The sequence below is a fragment of the Nocardia sp. NBC_01377 genome, assembly GCF_045040005.1.
Lineage (GTDB): Bacteria > Actinomycetota > Actinomycetes > Mycobacteriales > Mycobacteriaceae > Nocardia > Nocardia noduli.
Window position 1 is genome coordinate 2,882,560 of sequence record NZ_CP109566.1, and the last position, 23,360, is coordinate 2,905,919.

At 66.4% G+C, this 23,360-nt stretch carries 22 protein-coding genes, 3 pseudogenes and 1 riboswitch; of the genes and pseudogenes, 9 read left to right on the forward strand and 16 right to left on the reverse strand.

Going from position 1 to position 23,360, the window contains the following annotated elements; genetic code table 11:
* Positions 1-245: 245 nt before the first annotated feature.
* Positions 246-2,540, forward strand: a complete 2,295-nt coding sequence (locus OG225_RS13300) for a nitrate- and nitrite sensing domain-containing protein (RefSeq protein ID WP_405181942.1) — start codon at positions 246-248, stop codon at positions 2,538-2,540.
* 180 nt (positions 2,541-2,720) lie between these two features.
* Here OG225_RS13300 and OG225_RS13305 read toward each other — a convergent pair whose 3' ends face one another.
* The 4 genes and pseudogenes from OG225_RS13305 to OG225_RS13320 form a co-directional block, all read right to left on the reverse strand.
* On the reverse strand, positions 2,721-3,527 hold the full coding sequence (locus OG225_RS13305; RefSeq protein WP_405181943.1) for an aminotransferase class I/II-fold pyridoxal phosphate-dependent enzyme: 807 nt from the start codon (positions 3,525-3,527) through the stop codon (positions 2,721-2,723).
* A gap of 521 nt (positions 3,528-4,048) precedes the next feature.
* Positions 4,049-5,482, reverse strand: a complete 1,434-nt coding sequence (locus OG225_RS13310; protein WP_405181944.1) for a metallophosphoesterase family protein — start codon at positions 5,480-5,482, stop codon at positions 4,049-4,051.
* 176 nt (positions 5,483-5,658) lie between these two features.
* Positions 5,659-6,009, reverse strand: a complete 351-nt coding sequence (locus tag OG225_RS13315) for a hypothetical protein (RefSeq protein WP_405181945.1) — start codon at positions 6,007-6,009, stop codon at positions 5,659-5,661.
* Positions 5,970-6,446 (reverse strand): annotated as a pseudogene (locus OG225_RS13320) (hypothetical protein); the annotation flags it as partial. The pseudogene OG225_RS13320 and the gene OG225_RS13315, both read right to left, overlap by 40 nt.
* Positions 6,428-6,508, reverse strand: a riboswitch (ZMP/ZTP riboswitch). (Overlaps the previous pseudogene by 19 nt.)
* Before the next feature lie 594 nt (positions 6,509-7,102).
* On the opposite strand from OG225_RS13320, the gene OG225_RS13325 reads away from it, so the two are divergent.
* The gene (locus OG225_RS13325) at positions 7,103-7,603 is read left to right on the forward strand and encodes a response regulator (protein ID WP_405181946.1); all 501 of its coding nucleotides are present in this window, start codon (positions 7,103-7,105) and stop codon (positions 7,601-7,603) included.
* Between the two features lie 42 nt (positions 7,604-7,645).
* Here the strand turns inward: OG225_RS13325 and OG225_RS13330 are convergent, their stop codons facing one another.
* Both OG225_RS13330 and OG225_RS13335 read right to left on the reverse strand, forming a co-directional pair.
* Entirely contained in the window at positions 7,646-8,050 is a 405-nt protein-coding gene (locus OG225_RS13330; RefSeq protein ID WP_405181947.1) for a hypothetical protein, read from the reverse strand.
* A gap of 122 nt (positions 8,051-8,172) precedes the next feature.
* On the reverse strand, positions 8,173-9,153 hold the full coding sequence (locus OG225_RS13335; RefSeq protein ID WP_405181948.1) for a zinc-binding dehydrogenase: 981 nt from the start codon (positions 9,151-9,153) through the stop codon (positions 8,173-8,175).
* A gap of 74 nt (positions 9,154-9,227) precedes the next feature.
* Here OG225_RS13335 and OG225_RS13340 point away from each other — a divergent pair, with 74 nt between their 5' ends.
* On the forward strand, positions 9,228-9,854 hold the full coding sequence (locus OG225_RS13340) for a TetR/AcrR family transcriptional regulator (RefSeq protein ID WP_405181949.1): 627 nt from the start codon (positions 9,228-9,230) through the stop codon (positions 9,852-9,854).
* A gap of 6 nt (positions 9,855-9,860) precedes the next feature.
* On the opposite strand, the gene OG225_RS13345 is transcribed toward OG225_RS13340, so the two are convergent.
* On the reverse strand, positions 9,861-10,361 hold the full coding sequence (locus OG225_RS13345) for a TetR-like C-terminal domain-containing protein (protein ID WP_405181950.1): 501 nt from the start codon (positions 10,359-10,361) through the stop codon (positions 9,861-9,863).
* Between OG225_RS13345 and OG225_RS13350 the strand changes: the two are divergent.
* A pseudogene (locus OG225_RS13350) lies at positions 10,276-10,467 on the forward strand (dihydrodipicolinate reductase); the annotation flags it as partial. The gene OG225_RS13345 and the pseudogene OG225_RS13350 overlap by 86 nt on opposite strands.
* A gap of 71 nt (positions 10,468-10,538) precedes the next feature.
* Here OG225_RS13350 and OG225_RS13355 read toward each other — a convergent pair.
* Positions 10,539-10,994: a nuclear transport factor 2 family protein gene (locus OG225_RS13355; RefSeq protein ID WP_405181951.1), complete on the reverse strand. Its 456-nt coding sequence runs from the start codon at positions 10,992-10,994 to the stop codon at positions 10,539-10,541.
* A gap of 230 nt (positions 10,995-11,224) precedes the next feature.
* Between OG225_RS13355 and OG225_RS13360 the strand changes: the two genes are divergently transcribed.
* Positions 11,225-12,736 carry a TerD family protein gene (locus OG225_RS13360; protein WP_405181952.1) on the forward strand — a complete coding sequence of 504 codons (1,512 nt, stop codon included), beginning with the start codon at positions 11,225-11,227 and terminating at the stop codon, positions 12,734-12,736.
* 133 nt (positions 12,737-12,869) lie between these two features.
* Here the strand turns inward: OG225_RS13360 and OG225_RS13365 are convergent, their stop codons facing one another.
* Together OG225_RS13365 and OG225_RS13370 are read right to left on the reverse strand one after the other, a co-directional pair.
* Positions 12,870-13,820 carry an AEC family transporter gene (locus OG225_RS13365; RefSeq protein WP_405181953.1) on the reverse strand — a complete coding sequence of 317 codons (951 nt, stop codon included), beginning with the start codon at positions 13,818-13,820 and terminating at the stop codon, positions 12,870-12,872.
* Between the two features lie 90 nt (positions 13,821-13,910).
* Entirely contained in the window at positions 13,911-14,375 is a 465-nt protein-coding gene (locus tag OG225_RS13370; protein WP_405181954.1) for a polyketide cyclase, read from the reverse strand.
* Between the two features lie 87 nt (positions 14,376-14,462).
* On the opposite strand from OG225_RS13370, the gene OG225_RS13375 reads away from it, so the two are divergent.
* Genes OG225_RS13375 through OG225_RS13385 form a run of 3 tightly spaced genes read left to right on the forward strand, consistent with a single transcriptional unit; the run spans position 14,463 to position 15,827 of the window.
* Positions 14,463-14,630 (forward strand): CopG family transcriptional regulator, encoded by a 168-nt coding sequence (locus tag OG225_RS13375; RefSeq protein WP_405181955.1) that lies wholly within the window; start codon positions 14,463-14,465, stop codon positions 14,628-14,630.
* A gap of 1 nt (position 14,631) precedes the next feature.
* Positions 14,632-14,979, forward strand: coding sequence for a VOC family protein (locus OG225_RS13380; RefSeq protein ID WP_405181956.1), 348 nt, complete (start codon positions 14,632-14,634; stop codon positions 14,977-14,979).
* 2 nt (positions 14,980-14,981) lie between these two features.
* Complete coding sequence (locus tag OG225_RS13385) at positions 14,982-15,827, forward strand: class I SAM-dependent methyltransferase (RefSeq protein WP_405181957.1); 846 nt, start codon at positions 14,982-14,984, stop codon at positions 15,825-15,827.
* Positions 15,828-15,882: 55 nt separating this feature from the next.
* On the opposite strand, the gene OG225_RS13390 is transcribed toward OG225_RS13385, so the two are convergent.
* The 6 genes and pseudogenes from OG225_RS13390 to OG225_RS13415 form a co-directional block, all read right to left on the reverse strand.
* Positions 15,883-16,572, reverse strand: coding sequence for an alpha/beta fold hydrolase (locus tag OG225_RS13390; protein ID WP_405181958.1), 690 nt, complete (start codon positions 16,570-16,572; stop codon positions 15,883-15,885).
* Complete coding sequence (locus OG225_RS13395; protein WP_405181959.1) at positions 16,551-17,309, reverse strand: TVP38/TMEM64 family protein; 759 nt, start codon at positions 17,307-17,309, stop codon at positions 16,551-16,553. Before OG225_RS13395 ends, OG225_RS13390 begins: the two co-directional genes overlap by 22 nt.
* A gap of 502 nt (positions 17,310-17,811) precedes the next feature.
* A complete protein-coding gene (katG, locus tag OG225_RS13400) occupies positions 17,812-20,031 on the reverse strand; it encodes a catalase/peroxidase HPI (RefSeq protein WP_405181960.1) in 2,220 nt (739 codons plus the stop codon).
* A 36-nt stretch (positions 20,032-20,067) separates the two neighbouring features.
* On the reverse strand, positions 20,068-20,511 hold the full coding sequence (locus tag OG225_RS13405; protein ID WP_405181961.1) for a Fur family transcriptional regulator: 444 nt from the start codon (positions 20,509-20,511) through the stop codon (positions 20,068-20,070).
* 82 nt (positions 20,512-20,593) lie between these two features.
* A pseudogene (locus OG225_RS13410) lies at positions 20,594-21,265 on the reverse strand (DUF1254 domain-containing protein); the annotation flags it as partial.
* 82 nt (positions 21,266-21,347) lie between these two features.
* The gene (locus OG225_RS13415; RefSeq protein WP_405181962.1) at positions 21,348-22,202 is read right to left on the reverse strand and encodes a GNAT family N-acetyltransferase; all 855 of its coding nucleotides are present in this window, start codon (positions 22,200-22,202) and stop codon (positions 21,348-21,350) included.
* A gap of 171 nt (positions 22,203-22,373) precedes the next feature.
* Between OG225_RS13415 and OG225_RS13420 the strand changes: the two genes are divergently transcribed.
* Positions 22,374-23,285 carry a TIGR03564 family F420-dependent LLM class oxidoreductase gene (locus OG225_RS13420; protein ID WP_405181963.1) on the forward strand — a complete coding sequence of 304 codons (912 nt, stop codon included), beginning with the start codon at positions 22,374-22,376 and terminating at the stop codon, positions 23,283-23,285.
* The last annotated feature ends 75 nt before the right edge of the window (positions 23,286-23,360 follow it).

Consider the following 23,360-nt stretch of genomic DNA (forward strand, 5'->3'; position numbering starts at 1 on the left):
GAGTCACCGTTCATTATTCTGTAGCTACTTTCTAGTAAGTTGTCATGTCCACGTAGGAAAACGTATTCTGTCTCACAATTATCGCTGACGGATCGTTTGCCGGTTCGTCAGAACGTTTCTGACCGGGCCTAATCGCCCAGAGGTAGGCTCGATCGTCGGTGGTTGGTAGCAGCAACATTCGCAATTTTTCGACTGGCGCGTCCGCGTCCGGACCACGACGCCGATACTTCGGAGTGCGGGCGAGGTTGCTGGCAGTCGCTCTCATTCCGAGCATCGCCCTGCTGAGCATCGGTGGAGTTGCCACCGTCTACCTGGTGGACGATGGCCAGAAGGATAAAGACTGGGCAGAGTACTCTTCATCGGTGCTCGCGCCCGCGGCCGTGTTGATGGAGGCGTTCCAATTGGAACGCAGTGCGTCGATGATGTATCTCGCCGGTGACGATGTGGCGGCCAATAATTTGCCCTTGACGTGGAAGAACTCCGACAGTGCGCTGGCACCCTTACGGGACGAGACCTCCGCGATCGACGTTCGCTCCGACATTCAAGGCGATCTGTCCGGAATCGACACGTTGTACAGCAAACTTCCGGTGTTGCGCCAAGGAATCGAATCGCGCGCGGTGACGTCCGAGCAGGCGTTCGAGGCGTACAACACTGTCATCGATACTTTTGTGCTCGGTAGTTTGGCTGTGGCGTCGGTCGCGCCCGACTCCAAGATCGCGGTCGATATCTACCGAGGTTTGCATCCGCTGCGCGCGGCCGAAGCTATCTCGCGGTCGGCGAGCATCGGTGCGACGGCGTTGCTGACCAAACAGCTTTCTGCCGCCCAACTGGCCGAGCTCACCCGATATATCGGTGATGCTCGCGGCGAGATCACCTACGCGGCAACAGTATTGAATGCGCAGCGCCAAGCGGAGTTGAAGGCAGTCACCGACAGTAAGGAATGGCGCGAGCTTGTCGCGATGGAGGATGCCGTCATCCGGCGCGGCGTAGTTTCTGCCGAAGAGGCCGGTGTCGCTGATAGCGGATCGGCTCCCGCTGCGGCCTCCAGCGGCCGTCGCAGTCAGGCGCCCGCGCCTTCCCTGCCACTCAGCGCCACGCAGTGGGACAGTGTCGCAGGTCAGGTACGTTCGCTGTTGTTGAAGGTCTCCGGTGGTCAGATCTTGGATGCCCACCTCGAGGCCGAGGTCGCCGGCGCCGACCGAGCGTCGAAGTCTTTGCGTGGCGGTATCGGGATCGGCGTGCTGACACTGATCACGTTCTTGGTCGCACTCCTGTTGGCCAACCGGCTGATCGGACGGATGCATCAGCTGCGCAAACAAACTCTTCAACTTGCCGATGAAGGCCTGCCCGAGACCATTCGCAATCTGAGCGACGGACATGCGATCGACCAGGATATCGAAGTGTCCGCGCTCGACTTCGGAAATGACGAGATCGGTCAGGTGGCCGATGCTTTCAATCGCGCCCATAGCGCTGCCATCGATGCCGCGGTCGCCGAAGCCAGGACGCGCGCGGGTGTGAACGCGGTCTTCATCAATATCGCGCGTCGTAGTCAGGTCATGGTGCATCGCCAATTGACGCTTCTCGACGAGGCCGAGCGGGAAGAGGAGAATCCCGCCAAACTCGGCATCCTCTTCCAGTTGGATCATCTGGCCACTCGAGCCCGGCGTAATGCTGAGAATCTGATCATCCTGGGGGGCGAGCAGCCAGGGAGGCGATGGCGAAATCCGGTGCCGCTGATGGATGTCGTGCGCGGGGCTGTCGCGGAAAGCCTCGACTACGCCCGCATACAGGTCCTTCGTTTGCCGGAGATACAGATGATCGGCGTCAGCGTCGCGGACCTCATCCATTTGCTCGCCGAACTGACCGACAATGCGACCTCCTTTTCACCTCCAGACTCGCGAGTCGAGGTTTCTGGTGCCCTGGTCGGCAAGGGAGTGGCAATAGAGATCTCCGATCAGGGGATCGGTATGACTGCCGATGACGTCATCGATCGCAACCGGCTGCTGGCCGACCCGCCTGGCTTCGGTCTCGGCACACTGTCCAGCGATGCGCGCCTGGGACTGTTCGTCGTCGCCAAACTGGCTGCTCGCCACAATATTTCGGTACGGCTGAGCGAATCCGACTACGGTGGTGTTCGAGCCGTAGTCCTTATCCCGGCAAAAGTGATCGCTGTCCAAGGCGAGGGCTTCTCTCCGGGCAACAATCATGAGCGACCTGAATTCGTTCCGCCGATGACTGCTTCGATGCCCGAGACGGCCCCGGCCGCAGGCTTGGAGCCCCGTTCATCGTCGGACAACGCTGACAAACCGGGACTTCCGCAGCGACAGCGAACGGCTTTCGACCAAGCTGCGAAGTCGATCGACGTGCCTCGGCCCGCCGAGTCGGCGCCGCGACAACGCTCTGCTGACGAAGCTCGCAACATGATGTCCGCTATCGAGAACGGAACAAGGCAAGGACGTGCCAACCCTATCGACAACTCCGGTTCCGCTCAACCGATCACCAGACGACGAAGCATCGATGACGACTTTCGAGCCCCGTAGGTCTTCGCGAGCTTCGCTGAGTCGAGTTCGGTAGCGAAATGTCGCTCGAACACGCGGCCGCGAATCCGCATTGTGGGTCCTGCGGTCGCGATCGGGCGCGCGGGCATCGAACTCGGTGGACGTCGACTCGATCTGTCTGCGGGTTCGGCTCTCCGCCCGGTGCGAAACTCGAGGTTAGTCTCAATCTTTCGTGGGGGTGAAGTGCTGGCCTGAGCGGCTTCGGATTGGTGTTTCGATCGTAGTTTCCCGGTCGTGGGTGCGGCAGGCAGCCCGTGCAGCGGGCTGACTGCCGGGTTCCACGGAGCTCGGGAGGGGTTTCCTTGGTTGTCGGGACAATCGCAGGTCCCGGTAGGGATTGTCGGAGATGACGACGAATCCGTACTGCTCGGCGAGGCCGACCGCGCGGGCACGATCGGCCGCCGACAACGTCGTCCGGGTGGGGTTCTGGAAATCCGGGATCAGATACAGCAGTTTGAGGCGCAGGCCGTCGAGCAGTCGCTGCTCGAGCGAATCCAGATCCAGCCCCTCGGCCGAGACCGGGACGGGAACAACCCACGCGTCGTAGTGCCCGAGCAGACGCAAGGCCAGCGGGAAGGACGGGCTCTCCACCGCGACGATATCGCCGGGATCGAGCAGCGCGGCGAACAACAGGCTCAGCCCGTGCAACGCGCCGTTGGTGATCAGGACGCGGTCGGCGGTGGTGCCCTCGTGCTCGGCGACCCACGCGCGCAACGGCACCTTCCCGTGCACCACAGAATACTGAAGCGCCACCGCCGATTCGGCCGGATCCGCCAGCGTCTCGGCGAAGGCGCGCCCGAGTTGCGCCACCGGCAGCGCCTCGGTCGCGGGCACCCCGCCGAGCAGGCGGATCGCGTCGGCGGCGAGTCCGGTGGCCGCCGGACCGAAACCGCCCAGAGCCGATTCGCGCGCGCCGAGCGTCGAGAGGAGGTCGGAGGTCTGGAATCCCGAATCGATCGTGGAGGTCATAGAAGTGCTCCTTCGTGGGAGGCGATGGATGTGGCCCCGCTCCATCACCACGACGTGATCGCAGGGAATCGCGCGGAAAGAGTTGTCGTTCAACGGCAGCGCGCGTCAGCGGCGCGACGGGGAGGGACTCAGCGACGACAGCAACTCGGACAGAACATGGTCCGAGGAGTGCCCGTCGAGCGGTCGCGGAGCCGACGATGACAACACATACGCCGCTCCCTCCCCGCTCGACCCTGTCTGGAATCGCACCCGCGATCCCAGTGCAGTGTGCCCAACGCCGACGGGCCGAACAAAAACTTGGACTTCGGGAATCGTTCAGATTTCGTGAAGTATCGGTCCGGGGGATCGGCGCCGTATTCGTCGGGTGAACCGCGAGCGGCCGCGCGACACCGCTGGGATATCCGGCGGATCCGCCCTCCCCGAGTCAGATCGCGGCAGCCCGCCGCGGAACGGTTCCGAAGGTTCGGAATGGGAGCGGACCGAGGTGTCGGTTTTCTCGAATCCCGGTTCGGTGGTGACCATCACCTCCGTCGCGGGCTGCCGCTTACCGTGACCCGGGCGGGCTCGATCCCGGACAGGTCCCGGTGCACCACGTGGTTCCGGTCGGACAGTGAACCCAGGCTGTAGCGTGACTGCAACCCGAACAGTTGGGTGCGGGAACGGGCAGTCCAGCGCCGGGCGGCTTCGGCTCGGGTGGTCTGGAAAGTGACCATGTAGCCGCCCTCGTACAGTCGTAGCAGCGAGTAACCGGCGGGGTATTCCTTGATCGAGGCCACTTCCAGGAATTCCACCGGGACGGGGGAGTCCGGGCGCGTCCGTCTGTTGCGATGGGTGTGTCCGCTGTGGTGCAGGAATACCCCCGGTGCGCGCTCGTAGAGTCGGTGCAGGGTGGCCGCGTCGTCCCGATCGAGGATGAAACCGGGGCCACCGGGATTGGTCCTGCCCGAGGCTCGCGTCACCGGGTGATGACCGAAAACCATTGTCGGCCGGTCCGGTTCGGCGCTCAGTACCGAGCGCAGCGCGGCCATCTGCTCGGCGTCCACTTTCCCGCCGGAACCGTCGAGTTCGGTCGTGTCGAGCCCGATCACTCGCAGCCCGCCCACGTCGTATTCGACCATTCGCTGTCGAGGGAGGAAATGCGCGCCCCAGCAGTCGTGATGCCCGGTTGCCCGCAGCCGTGGGCCGGTCTGCCACTGGGCGCCGATTCGAGGCCGGTCGTGATTTCCTCGGCACACCAACAGATCTCGGCCGAATTCGCCCCAATCATCGAGCCTGCGCCTGAGCTCGCGGGATTGGTTGGGGGTGCCGTCATTGGTCAGGTCGCCCGCGAGCACGAGGTGGTCGACGTCGCGGTCCGGCGCGCGGACATCGGTCAGCAGCGCGTCCAGCATCACCTCCGGATAGGGGGCGAGGCCGGGCTCCTGCCGCACCCCGGTCGGTAACGCGGGGACGATCTGACCGCTCACCTCCTCGCCGAAGTGCAGGTCGTTGGCCAGCGCGATGGTCCGCAGGAGTCGTCCCGGCGGAGACGTGAGGGTGCGGAATTCGTGTTTCTGCTCGTCGGACGACCAGCGAGGTGTCGCCCCCGGGGTGGCCCGCACACCTCGCGAGCGGGCCTCGAGTCGATATGGCCTGCCGGGTTCGAGCCCGGTGATGTCGACGTAGTGGAACGCGGTGGGTGTCGGGTCGGAGTAGACGACGGGCAGCGGCCTGCGTGAGTCGGCGGGCCCGAGGGCGAGTTCGGTATCGGCTCGGATGGGTTGCCTGCGCCCGATCAGGTCGGGCGCACCGGTCGTCCATGTGATCGCCGCCGATCGGTCCCCGACCGTGACCAACTCCAGATCCCGTGCCGTCATCGCGGGCGGTGCTGCTAGCGGGAGTCCGACGACCGGGAGTGCGGCGGCCGCGGCCAGTGCGGTGAGGACGGTTCTGCGGGACGGCTCGTGGTGGCCCATCGCGACCCCTGACGTGGATCTCGTCGTGCATCGACGGACCCGACGCTATCGGCGCGATCATGCCGGGCCGTGAACGCCGGGCGAGGCGTGTGAGTCCGGTGGTTGCCACTTTTCTGAACGGGTCGATCGCGGCGGGGGCTTCGGCGGTGGTGGAACCCGGCTGTCGTCGGCTCCGGTCAGTGATGGAACATTCGGCGGTTTGGGCGGACGAGTGCGATGTCGTGTTCGCGGCATGCGCGGACGATCGTGTCGCCGTGGAGTGCTCCCGCCGGTTCGACGATGACCGCGACTCCGTGTTCGGCCGCGACGTCGACGCTGTCGCGAAACGGCAGGTAGCCGTCGGAAGCCATGGTGAGGCCGCTGAGTCGTCGGCTCCGAGTTGCGGCTTCGATGGCTTCGATCGCGACGCCGGACCCGAGCAGAAGGTGTGCGAGTTCGTCGTGCTGTGTCGCGGTGAGAGTGCCTGCGGCGAGGGCGATCTGCCAGTTCAGTCGCTGCTGCCGCGGCAGGTTCGCCGGTAGGGGCAAGCTCCGGATGCTGTGATGGCGGCGTGTCCACCAGGTTCGTGCCTCGGATACCGCGACCATGTCCCGTACGACGACCGGGGATCGGCGTCAAGTGCCCGGACATACGCTGCGGCAAGGGATCCCAGCCGCGCGGCGCCCAGCCCCCAGCTCTCGCGCATGGTGTCGTCGAGTGGACCGTCCAACGCCGCGCCCGCAGGGGAAACATGTTTGAACGAGGCAGCCGCCGCCCTACCGGCCGCCCGTCGCGCATCGGAAACGAGTTGCCAGGCATTGAGCGCATCCAGGTAGTTGATCATCGACGCGGAACCAGCCAACACCCTGAGGTGATCGCCGCTGCCGTCGATGACGCGCGCCTGCTGATTCGGATTCATGCCGTCCCGCAAAGCCATAGTCGTGCACCACTTCCCGAAGTCGAATTCGGGAGCACCCAGGCGGACGACACTCCGGTCTTGCGCTTCCTCGTGGTCAGCTCCACGTGACGCCAGTCGCGCACGTAACTCTAGAAGATGACGTCGCGGCGACGTCACGCCACCCGACGGCGCGAGAAGGCCGCCATCTATCGGTGCGAAGTCGCGCGGATCGGTCGCGGAGGTCGACGCGAACGCTGCGCGGCCGTGATCTGCGGTGGCCGTCGCAACCGGGAGAAAGCCGTTGCGCATCGCCGCGCGTCACGATGTCGGTCGCTTCTTGATGTGGGGTACGCGAGAAGTATCGTCTGGAGAACCATTCGATATCGCGCTTACCTGGAACAATTCAAGACTGAAACCTAGTTGGCAACATTTTGGTTACGCACCCCGGAATTGGGCGTCGGATTGGTAACGAGAGGGTAGCGGGCCGATACCGACCGGTATCAACCTCCACAAAAAGACCGACCGGTATTGCGAACCGGTTTGTTCACACATAGCGTCGAGATCTCATTCGATAGCGGTTGCACACTGCGCCGCGGTCGAGGGAAGCGCGGTTCGGAGCGATCCGACGGAGCGTTTCGACTGGTGTCTGGGAGGACCTACGCATGAGTCAGTACCCACCGGGGTCGCGGCGTTCCGCCGCTCGCAAGCAACACAGACCTGTGTGCCTGCGTGATTATTGGGCGGTGCCCGCGGAGGTACTGGTCGTCGAGGACGATCGGGCGATCGCGGAAATGATCGGCATCGTGCTGGCGGGCCAGAGTCTGCGGCCGTGTGTGACGGGCTCCGGTGAACGGGCCATCACCGAATTCATGCGGTCGCGTCCACGGCTGGTGCTGCTCGATCTCGTGCTTCCCGATATCGATGGCGTTGCCGTGTGCAAGGCGATACGGGCGCTCGCGCCGACGCCCATCGTCGTCGTGTCGGCGAGCCGTGATCCCGAGATGATCGCGGCGGTGATGGCGGCGGGCGCCGACGATTACCTGCTCAAACCGTTCACCATTCGCCAGCTGGTGAAATATGTCGACGCCCACCTTCCGGCGACGTCGGTGCCCACACCGATCTCCTTGGCCGAAAATCTGGCCGAGGCCGCGCCGGTGCGGTCACCGCAGGTCATGACGCCCAATCGCGACAGCGTCCCGGCGCCGGTCGGCACGGGGGCGTTGCAGCGGTCTCCGAACATGTGATCCGGGGTAGTCGACGCTCCCGACCGAACGGCCCACTTCCCGTCAGACCCGCGCCAGTGAGCGCAGGAAGTGGGCGACCTCCTCGTGCGACATGCGTCGATACAGCAGGATCTGGGGCAACGAGGGGGAGAAGTAGTCGCCGATTCGCTGTGCGCCCAGCACCAGGCGCGCGCCGGTCCTGCCTCGGAGGGCGGGTGGGGCCCACGACAGGATGAGCGGTTCCAGACAGGGATCGCCGGAGGTGTCGAAATAGCTGAAATGACACAGAACCCAGCACGGGCTGCATTCGGGTAGCGCCTCGATGATCTGCGCGAAGGTGCCCGCCGTGCCGGAACCCGTTCGGTGGACGGTGCTGTTGTCCGAGCGCAGTCGCAGGAAGCGATTCGGGACTTTCTCGTTGTGGAAGTCGTCGAGATCGTTGTGCACCACATCGAGCGATACGCGCACCGTGGGTCCTCTTACTGCTGAAGGTGGGTCGGTCGTCAATGTAGTCGAATGTCCGAGCAAGCGATCGGCGATCGTATCGCGCGTGACGGAATCGATGTGCTGGAAGAGACGAAGCGGTGCGTTCACTTCGATGCCAGGCCCGATGGCGTCAGCACGAGCCTGCCGAACACCTCACCGGCATCCATCTTCCGGTGCGCGAGCGCGGCCTGTTCGAGCGGTAATACCTCGTGAACCACGGATTCCAGGTCGCCGCGACTCGCGGCGGCCAGCGATTCGGCCGTCACGGCGCGGCGGTCGGAATCGGTCACCGTATTCGCGCTGAACGTCGCGAAGGACAGTGATCGCTGGAATGCCGCGAACATCCGCATCCCGAAGTCGGCGGGCGGGTTGCCCGCGACGACCCCGACGGCGATCATGCGGCCGTTCGGGCGCAACCGGTCGAAGAACGAGGGCAGATCGGCGCCCGACACGACATCGATGATGACGTCGTAGCCTTCGGCCGCCCCGTCGGCGCCATCGCCGGAACGGTCGAGCACACCGGTCGCGCCCAACGCGCGCAGTCGATCCCCGCGTTCGGGCGAGGATGTGGTGACTGCCACCGCGCCCGCGCCACCGCGCGCCGCGAACTGGACCGCCATGATGCCGATCCCGCCCGCCGCGCCGCGCACCAGCACCGACTCGCCGGGGGCGAATCGCGCGTGACGCAGACCGAAATGGGCCACGACCGAAGAACTTCCGACCGTCACCGCGTCGACGGCCGACATGTTCGCGGGCAGCGGCACCAGCGATTCGGCTGGAACGACCACCTGCTCGGCGTAACCGCCGCCGAGTCCGGCGAAACCCCAGACCCGCTGACCGACCCACGCGGTGTCGACGTCCGTGCCGACCGCGGCGACCGTGCCCGCCACCTCGCCGCCGAGGATGTGTCCCTCCCGAAATCCGTATTCGGGGAGGGTGCCGCGTCGGATCACCGAGTCGACGCCGCCGACGCCGATCGCCTCGGTGACGATCAGCGCCTGACCCCGCTCGGAGCTCGGGTCGGGGAGGTCCACGACCTCGAGCCCGGTGGGATCGCCGAATGTTCGGATCGCAACTGCCTGCACCGTCGTCTCCCTTGTTTCGGTACCGTCGACCGACGCTAACGGACGCTTCCGTCCGTTTACCGGAAGTGAGAGTGATGACCGACCATTTGACTCACACCCCCCGCAGTGACGCCCTGGTCAACCGTGAACGCATCCTCGACGCGGCCCGCGAGGTGTTCGCCGCCGACGGGCTGAGCGCGCCCATGCGCGAGGTCGCCCGCCGCGCCGGAGTCGGCCCCGCGACCCTGTACCGCCACTTCCCGACGAAGGAATCGCTGATCACGGCGGCTTTCCGGGACCAGATGCGGACCTGCCGCGCGATCGTCCACGAGGGACTCGCAGACCCGGACGCGTGGCGCGGCTTCTGTTTCGTGATCGAGGAGTTGTGCGTGCTGCACGCGCGCAACGGAGGTTTCACCGCCGCCTTCATGTCCGCGTACCCCGACGCCATCGACTTCGGCGCGGATCGCAGAGCCGCGCTGGCCGCGGTCGCCGAGGCGGCCCGCCGCGCCAAGGCGACCGGCCGACTCCGTCCGGATTTCGTCATCGACGACCTGATCCTCGTTCTCATGGCCAACGCGGGCATCGACGCGGAGGCACCGCCGGAGCGCGTGGCGGCCTCCCGACGTTTCGCGGCGCTCGCGATCCAGGCCCTGCGCGCCGCACCGGACGCCTCACCCCTCCCTCCGGTGCCGCGACTGGCCCCCGCGATACCCCGCTGAGACCGATCAGGAGGGCTCGACCCGGGCATCCTCGGCCCGCGCGCGCATCCCGAGAATGCCGTGGAGCAGGAGATCTTCCAGCGACGTCGAGAATCCGTCGAGATCATCGATGCCGCGCACGCACAGCGCGAACAGCGCCGCGCCTGCGATGGTGTCGAGCACCGTGTCGGGATCGAGGCCCGGTCTGCCCGCTGTCCGATTCTCGGAGAGATGCTCGGCCAGTTCGTCTCGGGTCGGGGTATCGAGCCGGGCCGAGAGTTTCTGGTACAGGCCCGCGTCCTCGCGCATCTCGGCCATCAGGCCGGGCATGGCGGCGCGGGTCTCGGCCGAGCCGAACAGTTGGATGGTCCCCCGGATCACCTTGCTGATCTCGGAGGTCAGATCGGGGGCGACCTGCTCGGAACCGACGTCGGGAAATACCGGCTCCCCGTCGATCTCCCAGGAGACCTCGTTCCGATTCACCGACGGCTCCGGCCGCACCCCCGCCGTCGCGGGCTGCCTCGCCACCGGAATGCGCGCCCTCAACGCGGTACCCGCCGTCGACGATCTGCCGCCTGGCTGGGTGACCGCGCTGGATCTGCCGTTGATCCCGGGAAAGGGAACCATCCGCTGAGTCGCGATGATCCTCGACCGGATTACTCGGTCGAGGATCATGAGCGATGAGACCCGAAGATATTCGGGTATCTACACGCGCCGGAAGGTGGGGGCGCTGTCGAACAGCGAGATACGCCATTCACCCGCTTCGTCGCGGCGGGCTTCCATGTGCACGTCGGCGACGAGCGCCGTATCGGTCTGCTCCTGCTTGGCGGCGACGCCCGCGGTGGTGAAGTACGCGAGACCGAAATCGATCGTGGCCGAGTCCGCACCGCCGAAGTCGACCCGCAGGTTGTGCAGGGTGTGGCGATGGAACGGCACACCTTCCTCGGTGGCCTCGAGCCGGGCGTGACGGTCCTTGTAGAACTGCAGCACCTCGTCGCGGTTCTGTCGAACTGTGCCGCCGACGTTGTAGCGGACATCCTCGACCAACAGTTCACCCATCCCGACGAGCCCGTTGTTCACGTCGAGCTCATGGGCCCATTCGTGAACGAGCTGCTGGATGGCGATCGCCGAGGCTGCCTGCTCCAGATCGAATTTGACCATTTTCAATCCTCTTTCTCGCCGGCCGGTCCCGGCGTGTATGGCGACTCGACGCTACCTCCTGTCGCCCGCGCGCTGTGCAATACCGTCAAGGATTGTCAGGATGCGATCTCCGAGTCGTTCCGCACCGCGTGGGCCCGCGGTCGCGCATCATGTTCGCTGTGGCGATGCCGACGGGCGATCACGGGACGCGTGCCACCCCTAAGGTGGACGGTGTCGAGGGAAGGGGAGTCATGGAGCTGGTCAAGGGCGCGAACGCGCCGATCACCGCCTCGGAGGTCCTGGTCGCCGTGGTCGCGGCGGTACCGGTCGATGTCGCGGCGCTGTTGCTCACGCCCGCGGGCAAGGTGCGCTCGGACGCCGACTTCGTCTTCTACAACCAGCCGACCGCGCCCGGGGTCACCGTGCGGCCGCCCGACGCCGTCCGCGTCGTGCCGGGCTCGGTTCCCGGCGATATCGACAAGATCGTGGTGACCGCGAGTCTCGACGGTTCCGGACCGGCCGACTGGGGTCAGGCGGGCCCGCTGCGGGTGACGGTCACCGATACGGCGACCGGGACGGTGCTTGCGACGTTCGCGCCGACCGATCTGGGCCGCGAGACCGCGCTGATCACCTGCGAGATCTACCGGCGTCAGGGCGCGTGGAAGGTGCGCGCGGTCGGTCAGGGGTACGCGAACGGGCTGGCCGGTATCGCCACCGATTTCGGTATCAGTGTCGATGACGACGAACCGCAGGCGGTGACCACCGGGCAGGCGTCGGCGTTCGCTCCGCCGGCTCAGCAGGCGCAGGATCGATCCCGGCCGCTCGTTGCGCCGGTCGGCGCCGCGCCGCAGCCGTACCCTGCGCCCGAGCCGTACGGCACGCCCCAGCCCGAGCAGCCTTTCGCCGCGCCGCCCCAGCAGCCGTTCCCCGGCCAACAGCCGTACGCCGCGCCGCCGCAGCCGTATACCGCGTCGCAGCCGCCGCGGTATCCCGCGCAACCGCCCCATGCGGACGCCGCGCCTCAGCCGTACGGCGCGCAGCCGTATCCGGCGTCGCAATCCGGACAACCGCCGGGTCACGCCTATCCCCAACACCCGCCCGCGTTCGGTGCACCGCCCGCAGCCCCGCCGTTCGATGGGATATCACCCGAGACCGCGCCGCGATTCGGTCAGCCGACGGTCAGCCTGGACAAGGGCCGAGTCTCGTTGCGTAAGAACGAGACCGTCTCGCTCACCAAGCAGGGTGCGCCGCCGCTGAGTCGCGTGCGGATGGGGTTGGGATGGGACCCCGCTGTCAGTGGACGCAATATCGATCTGGACGCCTCGGTCATCGCCTACGACAACCGGGCCAAGAAGCTGGTCAATGTCTGGTTCATGAGGCAGGAGGCGTTCAACGGCGTCATCCGGCATTCCGGCGATAACCTGACCGGCCGTGGCGAGGGTGACGACGAGGTGATCTCGGTCGATCTGACCGCGTTGGGCCCCGAGGTCTACGCCCTGGTGTTCACCGTCAACTCGTTCGCGGGACATACCTTCGACCAGGTCGGCCGCGCCCATTGCCGCTTGGTGGACGACAATTCCGGCGCGGAACTGGTGCGTTTCGAATTGTCCGAGGGGGAGCGGATGACCGGTGCGTTCATGTGCATGCTGACTCGTGGCGCACAGGGCTGGAATATGACGGCGCTCGGCGAGTACGCCAAGGGATCGACGGTGCGCAAGATGGTCGACCCGGGAAAACGTTTCGTCCTGACGTCCCTCGGCTGAATCTCCCCCGAGAACCCAGGCGAGCGAACGGTTCGGCGCAATCGGCGGGGCAGACCACCCGGGTGCCGCCGAGCGAGTCCGGGCAGTCATTCGAGGGGAACGTGGCATCGGGTACGGCCCCGATACGACCGGCCTACGTCACGAGCAACGTCCAGACCGGGAGCAGCGCCAAAGCCACGACCGTGGTCTTGACCACCACCGATCCGGCGAAATCGAGGCCCACGTTGTATCGTCCGGCGAGCACGAAGACGTTCTGCGGTGTCGGCATGGCCGCGAGCACCGTGAGGTACGCGGGCCACGGATCATCGACGTGGACAACATATTCGGTGACTCCGTAGACTATCAACGGCAGAATCGCGCATTTGAACACGATGACGGCGTTCTCGTCCGGGGTCGCGCCCCGCAGGCGCAGCGTGGAACCGCCCAGATGCAGGCCGAGCGCGATCAACGCGACCGGTGACGCCGCGTCTCCGGCGAAGGACAGACCCGACAGGACCGATTCGGGCACCGGCCACGAGGCGAGATTGGCGACGATCGCGGCGACGCACGCGACGACCACGGGCGTGGCCAACGCCGCACCGACGGATCGCGTGACGGTCACCGCCGGACGCCGATGGGTCTCGTGGTCGGTTCGGGCGAATTCGAGAATCGTCAGCACGACGACGGTCAGCAGGCACACCTGCAGGATCAGGATCGGGAAAATCGGTGTGGCGTCACCGAATAGCTGCGCGAACACCGGGATGGCGAAGTAGGCGGTATTGACCTGGCAGGCGGCCATCATCCGCAGCGCGGTGTCGGCGGGGCCGAGTTCGGTCCGGCGCAGGCAGAGCGCCGCGACGATCACCATGCCGGTGATCGCCACGGCGGCGTACGCGCCGATCGCCGTGAGGTCGAACAGCTGCCCGAGATCGCTGCCGTAGAGTTTCGGAAACAGATACGCAGGAATCAACAGCAGGAACGCCAAGTCGCACAGCGGTTTCGAGATCTCGCTCGCGATGATCTTCCGCCGTGCCAGCCACCATCCCGAGACCACCAGCGCGGCGATGGGCAGCAGACGCGTCAGCGTCGCGGTGATCTCGTTCACCGAACCGTCCGGACCGTCATGGACATCAGTCGCCCGCGCGACGGTGGGTGATCCCCTGTCGCGCGGGCGAAGTCTCCGATATCCGAGTGCCTATTTCTGGACTGTGCGGGCGAGGATGCCCAGCGTCGCGCGTAGTGCCGATTCCGGAATGATCGGGAAGATGCCCGCTTCCCGGTAGCGCGGCGCGATCTTGCTCCAGTCGTAGTACGAGGTGACCAGTGTGCCGATCTCGCTGGGCTCGAGCCGGTAGCCGTAGAGGTGTTCGATCGGCGGCTGGATCGCGCCGGAGATCGTCCATTCCAGATGCGCGTCCTGCTCGAATTCGGTGATGATGACCGTCACGTCGTATTTGCCCATCGGGAAGTCGTTGAGCGACTCACGATCCATGTGCACGACGAACTCCTCGCCGACACCGTTGACCGGCTTCCCCTCCGCCGATTGCAGCATGCCGGAACTGTCGATCGTGACGTGCCCCTCGGGGGAGCACAGCAGCGTGAAGATCTCCGCGGGTGACGCGGCGATCTGCCGCTGGACCTCGAACCGTTCTACCGTCATGCCCTCCACCCTCGCACATCCGGTCGGCGCTCGAACCGGTTCGGGAACGCCCTACTCACTAGCTTGCTAGGATGCTAGCATCGGTGGGTGGGCGACGAGGATGTGAAGCAGTTCAACGTGTACCTGCCGATCGGACTGATCAAAGAGGTCAAGTTCCGCGCGATCGAGACAGGTTCATCCCTGTCGGCACTGGTCGCGCAGGCATTGCGTGCCTACCTCGACGACACCGATCAGCAGACTCCGGGAAGGGAATGACATGACCACCGAAGGCATCGAGGCGGTATTCCTCGAAACGCATAATTGGGGCCGTACGGCCGGATTTCTCCGAGCGCTCGGCTTCGAGATGGAATTCGACACCGGCCACAACTCCGGCCAGTTCCGCAACGGTGAAGGGCGACCGTACGTCTTCGTCGCCGAGATCCCCCGGACCGAGCAACCCCGGACCCAACTGATGCTGAAAGTGACCGATCCCGAGCAGGTCCACCTCGACGGTGACGTCGACGTGGTCACCGGCTTCGAGGAAACTCACTACGGCACAAGGGAAATGACCGTCCGTGATCCGGACGGCCGCCTCTGGGCCCTGCAAGCCCCGGGGAAGCGGTGACGATGGCGACCGCCGAGCCGGACAGCACCGCGGTCCGAGTCGCGCTGTGGCGGGCACTGCACGTGGTGGAGGATTCCGAGCCGCACGTGATCTCCGACGAGATCGGACTGCGGCTCGCCGACGTCGACGACGACTGGCGAAATCGTCCCGATATGGACCCGAAGGCGACGAGTTCGTCCCGCGCGGGAATCGTCGCCCGCGCGCGTTTCGTGGAGGATCTGCTCACCGAACAGGTCGAACACGGCGTCGACCAATACATTCTGCTCGGTGCCGGTCTGGACACCTTCGCCCAGCGCAGGCCCGATCTCGCGACCAGGCTGACGATCTTCGAGATCGACCGGCCGCAGCCACAGGCGTGGAAACGTCGACGTCTCACCGACCTCGGATTCGGCGTGCCGGAATGGTTGCGGCTGGTGCCGGTCGATTTCGAGACCGACTCGTGGTGGGACCGGTCGATCGCCGCCGGATTCGATCCGGGTCGCCCCGCGGTGGTGAGCTCCACCGGGGTCGCCATGTATCTGACCCGCGAGGCGAATATCGCTACCCTGAACGAGCTTTCGAGACTCGCCACCGGATCGACCGTGAACATGACCTACCTGCAACCGCTCGAACTGGTCGGGCCGGACGAGCAGGCGATACGACAGGTCATCGAGCGCAATGCCCGCGCGTCGGGGACCCCGTTCCTGAGCTTCTTCGGCCCGGACGAGATGTTGCGTCTGGCGGGGGAGTCGGGTTTCGCCACCGCTGAGATCATTTCGGCCGACGACCAGACCCGCCGCTACTTCGCGGACCGCGCGGATGGTTTGCGACCGGCGGATTCGGAGCAGATGTTGAAGGCGACGACGTGACAGGCGTCGCGGGACAGGGGTCTTCGTTGTCGTGAAGCGTCGCCGACGAATTCGTTCAGGCCTGGAACAGTTCGCGTAGTCCTTCCGCGTACGCGCGGGGGGACATGCGCGGACCGGTATGTCCTCCGGGGAACCGCGCGATGCTCACCTCCAACAGACCGGCGAGCGCGGGTGCGGTCAGCGCGATCACGCCGGTCGTCGTCGCACCGGCCGCGGGGATGATCGACGAGGAACGGGCGCGCAAAGCAGCCGTGTCGGGACGATACATGCGCAGGGCCGGAGCGTCGTGGGTCAGGAAGTACTCGAGATTCGCCGCCCGGTAGGGGCTGGGGCCGGGCAGGTCGACCTCGGGTTCGCGATCGACCACCGCGAGACCGGCCAGCCGCGCGAACAGCGCCATGGCGGCGGGCACACCGTCCGCGGCGTGCGCCTGTTCGATCTCGTACTGCGCCGTCGCGAGTTCGGAACGTTCGGGCTCGGAGAGCAGTGCCGCGGCGGGAGGTTCGTGCACCACGGCGAGCCGCACCAGATCCGGGTGCCTGGTGAGCAGTTCCAGGGCGATGACCGCGCCGATGCTGGAGCCGAAGACGGCGGCGGGCGTATCGGAGAGGGTTCGCAGGATCTGTGCCGCGTCGTCGGCGTGGGTGGAGATGTCCGACGGTCGTCCTGCGTCGCCACTGTGCCATCGGAATCGAGATCGGCTTCCATGGTGGTTCCCCTCGGCTACTCGGTTCCCTCGCTGCACACCAGCGGACGGGACGTCTCTTCCGGCGTCGACTCGATGTCGGATTCCCGGTGTCCCTCGCGGCGACGCCAGTGCTCGATCCCACGGTGTGCGGCGAAGGTGCCGATGATCGCGGTGGCGCACCACACGGCGATCGCGGTGTAGGCCAGCGGTGTGGACAGGTCGCCGATCGATGCGCCGAGCGCGGTGTAGACGAAGGCGCGCGGCGCCGACCCGATGAACGAGCCCACCGCCATCTGCCACAACGGAATCCCGAACGCGCCGAACACATAGGAGGCCATCGCGTCCGGGATGCCGGGGACGAAACGCTGCCCGACGACGGCCCACAGGCCGTGACGCTCGACCTGCGCGTCGACGCGATCGGAACGCGCGGCGCCCAGTAGCGCGCGGGCACTGTCGCGGCCCGCGCGCTGCCCGAGGAAACTGGAGATAGTCGCCGTGCCCACGGTCGCGCCCAGTGTCACGAATGTGCCGACCAGCGGACCGAACAGCAGGCCGCTCCCGGCGGCCAGAATGGGGCCCGGAATCAGGATCGCGCCGAGGACGGCGGATACCGGTACGTAGACGAACGGCGCCGCGGGCCCCGTCGCCGCGACCATGGACCGCACGCCATCGATATCGATCACCCGGGCGACGGCGACGAGATAGAACATTCCGAGCAGGAAGATCACGCACGCGGCGAGCCGCGCGATATGCCGCCACCTGCCGCCCGGGGCGGAATCGTCCTTGTCGTTCATGGTGAACCCATCCTGCCGCACCCCGCCCGGACTCTCGAATCGATCCGATTCGCGGCAGTTACCCGATTCGCGGGTGGAGGTCGCCTGGGCGCCGGGCGGCACAGTGCAAAATATTTGTTAATCAGTCGGTCACATAAATGGCGATGAGCCTTGGTAGATGTATTGTATCGATCAGAATATGCGTTAACATATGAGGGGCGTTCGGTAGCGCCGAGCGACAGGGTCGGGAGTGTCGCGTCGAACGTGGTGGGAGCAACACCGGCACTCCCGCGCGATGTGCTCACGGCGGTGGATAGCCGACGCGAAAGTTGTGTCTCGGGTCCGAAGAGAAGGCATGCCATGACCGCTGAAGGATGGTTCCCGTCCGATGGGGACGTGCGCCTGCTGCCGCGCCTGCCGTGTGAACGGCTCTTCCACGGATCCTGAAGTTGGACGCCGCGCCCCGGCGCGAACGATCCGGGCCCGCCCCCCACGGGGGACGGGCCCGGAGTCGTCACACCGATCAGGCGAGATCGAACCGATCGTTGTCGACCACCTTGACCCAGGCGGCGACGAAATCGTTCACGAATTTCGCCGCGCCGTCGCGCTGGGCGTACACCTCGGCCACCGCGCGCAGTACCGAATGCGATCCGAAGACCAGGTCGTTGGCCGTAGCCGTCCACTTGACCTTGTCGGAGGAGCCGTCGAAACCCTCGTACACGTTCTCCGCGGACTCCGACGCCTTCCAGCGCGTGCTCTGATCGAGCAGATTCACGAAGAAGTCGTTGCTCAACACGCCGGTCCGGTCGGTGAACACACCGTGCGTGGTGCCACCGTAATTGGCCCCGAGGGCGCGCAGACCACCGATCAACACGGTCAACTCGGGGGCGGTCAGATCGAGCATGTACGCCCGATCCAGCAGCAAACGCTCGAGCGGAGCCTTCTCGCCCACCCGCACGTAGTTGCGGAACCCGTCGGCGCGCGGTTCGAGCACGGCGAACGACTCCACATCGGTGTCGGCCTGGGTGGCATCGGTGCGTCCGGGCGAGAACGGCACCGTCACGTCGTGTCCGGCGTCCTTCGCCGCCTTCTCGACCGCGGCGGACCCGGCGAGAACGATCACGTCGGCGAGTGACACCTTCTTGCCCCCGGACGCCGAATCGTTGAATTCCGTCCGGATTCGCTCGAGCACGGACAGGACCTCGGCCAGCCGATCCGGCTCGTTGATCTCCCAGTTGCGCTGCGGCTCGAGGCGAATCCGCGCGCCGTTGGCTCCGCCGCGCTTGTCGGTGCTGCGGAAACTCGCCGCCGACGCCCACGCGGTCTTCACCAACTGGGTCACCGAGAGGCCGGAGTCGAGGATCTTGTCCTTCAGCGCCGCGATATCCCGCTCGTCGATCAGCGCGTGGTCCACGGCGGGGACGGGATCCTGCCACAGTTGCGGTTCGGGAATCCACGGTCCGAGGTAGCGGCTGACGGGCCCGAGATCGCGGTGCAGCAGTTTGTACCATGCCTTGGCGAAAGCCTCGGACAGTTCCTCGGGATGGTCCAGCCAGCGGCGGGTGATCTCGCGGTAGATCGGGTCCTCGCGCAACGCGAGATCGGTGGTCAGCATCGTCGGCGTCCGCGCGGGACCGTCGAACGGATCCGGAATGGTGCCCGCGCCCGCGCCGTCCTTCGGCTTCCACTGCGCCGCGCCCGCCGGACTCTCGGTCAGCTCCCATTCGTAGCCGTAGAGGTTCTGCAGGAAGCCGTTGCCCCACTTGGTCGGCGTCGCGGTCCAGACCACCTCGAGTCCGCTGGTGATGGCGTCCTTGCCCTTACCGGTGCCGAACGCGCTCTTCCAGCCGAGGCCCTGCTGTTCGATCGGGGCGGCCTCCGGTTCCGCGCCGACCAGGTCGGCGTCACCCGCGCCGTGGGTCTTGCCGAAGCTGTGACCGCCGACGATCAGTGCCGCGGTCTCCTCGTCGTTCATCGCCATGCGGCCGAACGTCTCGCGGATATCGCGTGCCGCCGCCACCGGATCCGGCCTGCCGTTGGGCCCTTCGGGATTGACGTAGATCAGACCCATCTGAACGGCGCCGAGCGGCCCCGACAGTTCCCGGTCGCCGCTGTAGCGCTCGTCGCCGAGCCAGGTGTCCTCCGTCCCCCAGAAGACTTCTTCCGGCTCCCAGATATCGGCACGGCCGAAGCCGAAACCGAAGGTCTGGAACCCCATCGATTCCAGTGCCACATTGCCCGCGAACACCAGCAGGTCGGCCCACGAGATCGCGTTGCCGTGCTTCTGCTTGACCGGCCACAGCAGTCGGCGGGCCTTGTCGAGATTGGCGTTATCGGGCCAGCTGTTCAGCGGCGCGAAACGCTGGGCGCCCTGTCCGCCGCCGCCACGGCCGTCGGCGATGCGATAGGTGCCTGCCGCGTGCCAGCTCATTCTGATGAAGAGCCCGCCGTAGTGGCCGTAGTCGGCGGGCCACCAGTCCTGCGAATCGGTGAGAACCGCCGTGACATCGGCCTTGAGCTCATCGACGTCGAGTTTCGCGAATTCGGTCGGGTAGTCGAAATCCGCGCCGAGCGGGTTGGCCTTGGACGAGTGGGCGTGCAGCACCGAGACATCGATTTGCTCCGGCCACCAGTCGCTGTTGGTGTGCGGGCGCTGGTCGGTTTTCAACGTCGGGGACGGGATCGCCGGGTTCTCGCTCTCGCTCGCGTCGCGAGTCTCGGTCGGGCGGCTATCTGATGCCACAACATTCCTTCCGTGAGGGGGTGATCGGGGCTGCGATCACCGGGTTGATCGAGAAATCTGTGATTGCGCACAGTCCGGACACAGACCCCAGTAGACGACCTCGGCCTCATTGATCGCGAAACCGTGATCATCGGAAGCGGTCAGACACGGTGCCGCGCCGAGGGCGCAGTCGACATCGGCGATCACCCCGCACGTTCGGCAGACGACGTGGTGGTGATTGTCGCCGACCCGCGACTCGTAGCGGGCCACCGATCCCGACGGCTGGATCCGCCGGACCAGTCCGGCGGCGGAGAGGGTGCTGAGCGAGTCGTAGACCGTCTGGTGCGACACCTCGGGCAGTTCGGACCGAACGGCACGGATGATCGAATCCGTGTCCGCGTGCGGGTGGTCGTGCACCGCGCTCAGTACCGCGACCCGCGGACGGGTCACGCGTAACGAAACTCCTCGCAGCAACTGCTGGAACTCCGAGCCGGTCGGCACGTCCCGAAGTCTCGTCCGCTTTCTGGAACCAGTCAAGCATCGGGATCGAAATCGGAGGTCGACGTGGGGCCGCGGTGCGCGGTCAGCTCCTGATGATCGCCGGGACCACATAGGTTCCATCGAGCACCGACGGCGCGGGCTCGTACATGCGCAGTACCGGCCGGAAATCGCCCGCGGGCGCGGGAAGCCAGGCGTGATTGCCCCAGAGTCCGCCTTTGGCCGCTCCCGCCCTTTCGAGGATCCGCACGTTCGGGTCCGCGATCTTGAATCGCGGGTCGTCGAGGGTTCCGACCTCGAAGAAATCGAGGTTGTAGTCGAACGCGTGGAAGGTCAGTTTCCAGCCGTTCGACTCCAGGCTCGCTCCGTGCAGCAGAACCGAATCCAGTTCCTTCTTCCCGGCGGCGAGACCCGTGTACAGGGCGGACGCGGTCTCGGCGTCGGGTGACACGTAGGGGGACGTGCCGACGTCGCCGAGACCGATCGACGCGAACGAGTCCTGCAACTCGCGGTCGCGCGATGCGGGCGGGAACGCCTGCGACCACACCCGGAGCTTCTCGAAGAACCGCAGGTTCGCACCGACCGTCGGGTCCGGGGAAGGCAGTCCCGACGGCTGTGCCGCGCTGTCGAGTGGCGTCAGCGTCGTGGCGTCCTGTAAAGCGTGCACCGCGGGAAGGTCGTCGGCACCGGAACACGCCCACCGACCGAGGATCGAGGCGACCCGGGTCGGGAACCGGATGACGGTGCTCTCGGCCGGAACCGTCCCAGCGTCCGACGATCGCGGTCACCGGGCATCACCTGGTCGGGGGTGATACGACCTCGAGGCGTCCCGGTCGAGGTCAGTCGGGCACGGGGCGGACGAGGATCGCGCGGGCGTAGAGCAGTTGGAAACCGGTTCGCTGCGCGTTGTGCTGCGAGGTGGAGCCGGGCTGTGTGGTGACGACCGCGAGATCGCAGCCCGCCTCGCTCGCCAGGGCCAGGCGTGCGGAGAGCAGCGCGCCCTGCACGCCGCGTCGTCGGAATCGGGGCAGGGTCGCCGCACCGCAGAGTTGCGCGATACCGTCGCTCAGACGTAGTCCGGCGCCACCGGCGGGCGAACCGTCGATCCTCGCGATCGAGGCGAGGAAACCGCTGGTCGCGGCCATATCGCGTTCGGCGCTCTCGATGGCCTCGCGCGGAAATTCCTCGTGGGAGGCGACACCCTGGGTATCGGGGGTCGCGAAGCCGTCGACCACCACCGTCATCCAGGTATCGAGATCCGCGGGCGGGACCGCCTCGATGCCGATTCCGGCCACAGCGTGGGCGGTCCGCCCGGGGACCAGACGAAGACCGAGGACGTTCTCGAACCCCGACAGCACATACCCGCGCCGGGTCAGTTGTGTCACGACAGCCGGATCGGCCACCGTCGAGACCTCGAACTGCACCGGCGAACGCCGTTCGGCGAATGCCTGTTCCACCGCGACGAGATCGCGCTCGTCGAGGTCGCCGTCCATACCGACACCGACCACCTTGTCCAACGGCGAACCCGGGCCCGCCCACACCGCGCTACCACCACCGATCGGCAGCGTGACGACCCGCTCGCGAGGTTCGCGCGCGGCCGCGGCCCGCGCCCCCTCTTCGATGAGAGTTCGTTCGGCCGCCTCGATCCGCGACACAAGTTCGGTCCCGGCGAACAAACCCGTTTCTGATGACATAACGCCGATTCCTACCACCCGGATCGCCGCGTGCCCACCGAATTTCGAGGCGCGCCACCGTCGCGGCCGCGCGATGCCGGGGCATTCCGTCGCGTGCGCACGGCGACGTAGGCTCGACAGTCGGCGAGATCGTGTCGCCACGTCCACTGCCCCGATACGAGGAGGTTCGCAGTGCGGATCGGAATCATGCTCGACGCACCTTCCGTGCCCGACGGCCTGGTCCGCTTGACCGAGCAACTGCGACGCGGCGCCGAGGAGGGGTTCGATTCCGCGTGGCTGTCGCACATCTTCGGCATCGACGCGCTCACCGCGCTCGCCGTCGCGGGCAGTCAGGTGCCCGATATCGAGATCGGCACCGCTGTGGTACCCACCTATCCGCGTCATCCCGGAGCACTGGCCCAACAGGCGCGGACCACGGCGCTCGCGGTCGGCCCGAACCGGTTGAATCTGGGGATCGGTCTGTCCCACAAGGTCGTCATCGAGAACATGTTCGGCTACGACTTCGACCGGCCCGCCTGGCACATGAAGGACTACCTGTCGATCCTGGTCCCGCTGCTGGAGAATCGCCCGGTGTCCTATACGGGCGAGACCTACACGGCGAATCTGCAACTGTCGGTGGCCAACGAGGGCCGGGTGCCGGTACTGCTCGCGGCGCTCGGTAGCGCGATGCTGCGGCTGGCGGGACGTCGGACCGACGGCACCGTCCTGTGGATGACCGGCGCGGCCACCATCCGCGAGCACATCGCGCCGACCATCACCGCCGCGGCGGCGGAGGCCGAGCGCCCCGCGCCCCGCGTCGTCTGCGCGCTGCCGGTCCTGGTCACCGACGACGCCGACACCGCGCGCGCGACGGCCGCCGAGAATTTCGCCGCCTACGGCTCGCTGCCCTCGTACCGGGCGATGATGGACCGCGAAGGCGTATCCGGCCCCGGTGACCTGGCGATCGTCGGCTCGGAGAAAGAGGTGACGGCCCGAATCGAGGCGATTTTCGAGGCCGGTGCCACCGAGTTCGTCGGCGCGGTGTTCGCCGGTGGTGACGAGGGCGCGCAGACCCGTGCCCTGCTGACGTCACTGGCGAAATAGGCTCGCGGCGGCGGGTTTGCCGGGACCGCGGATCCGGACCGAACTTCGGCTCCGATCAGCCGATATGGTGGTGCT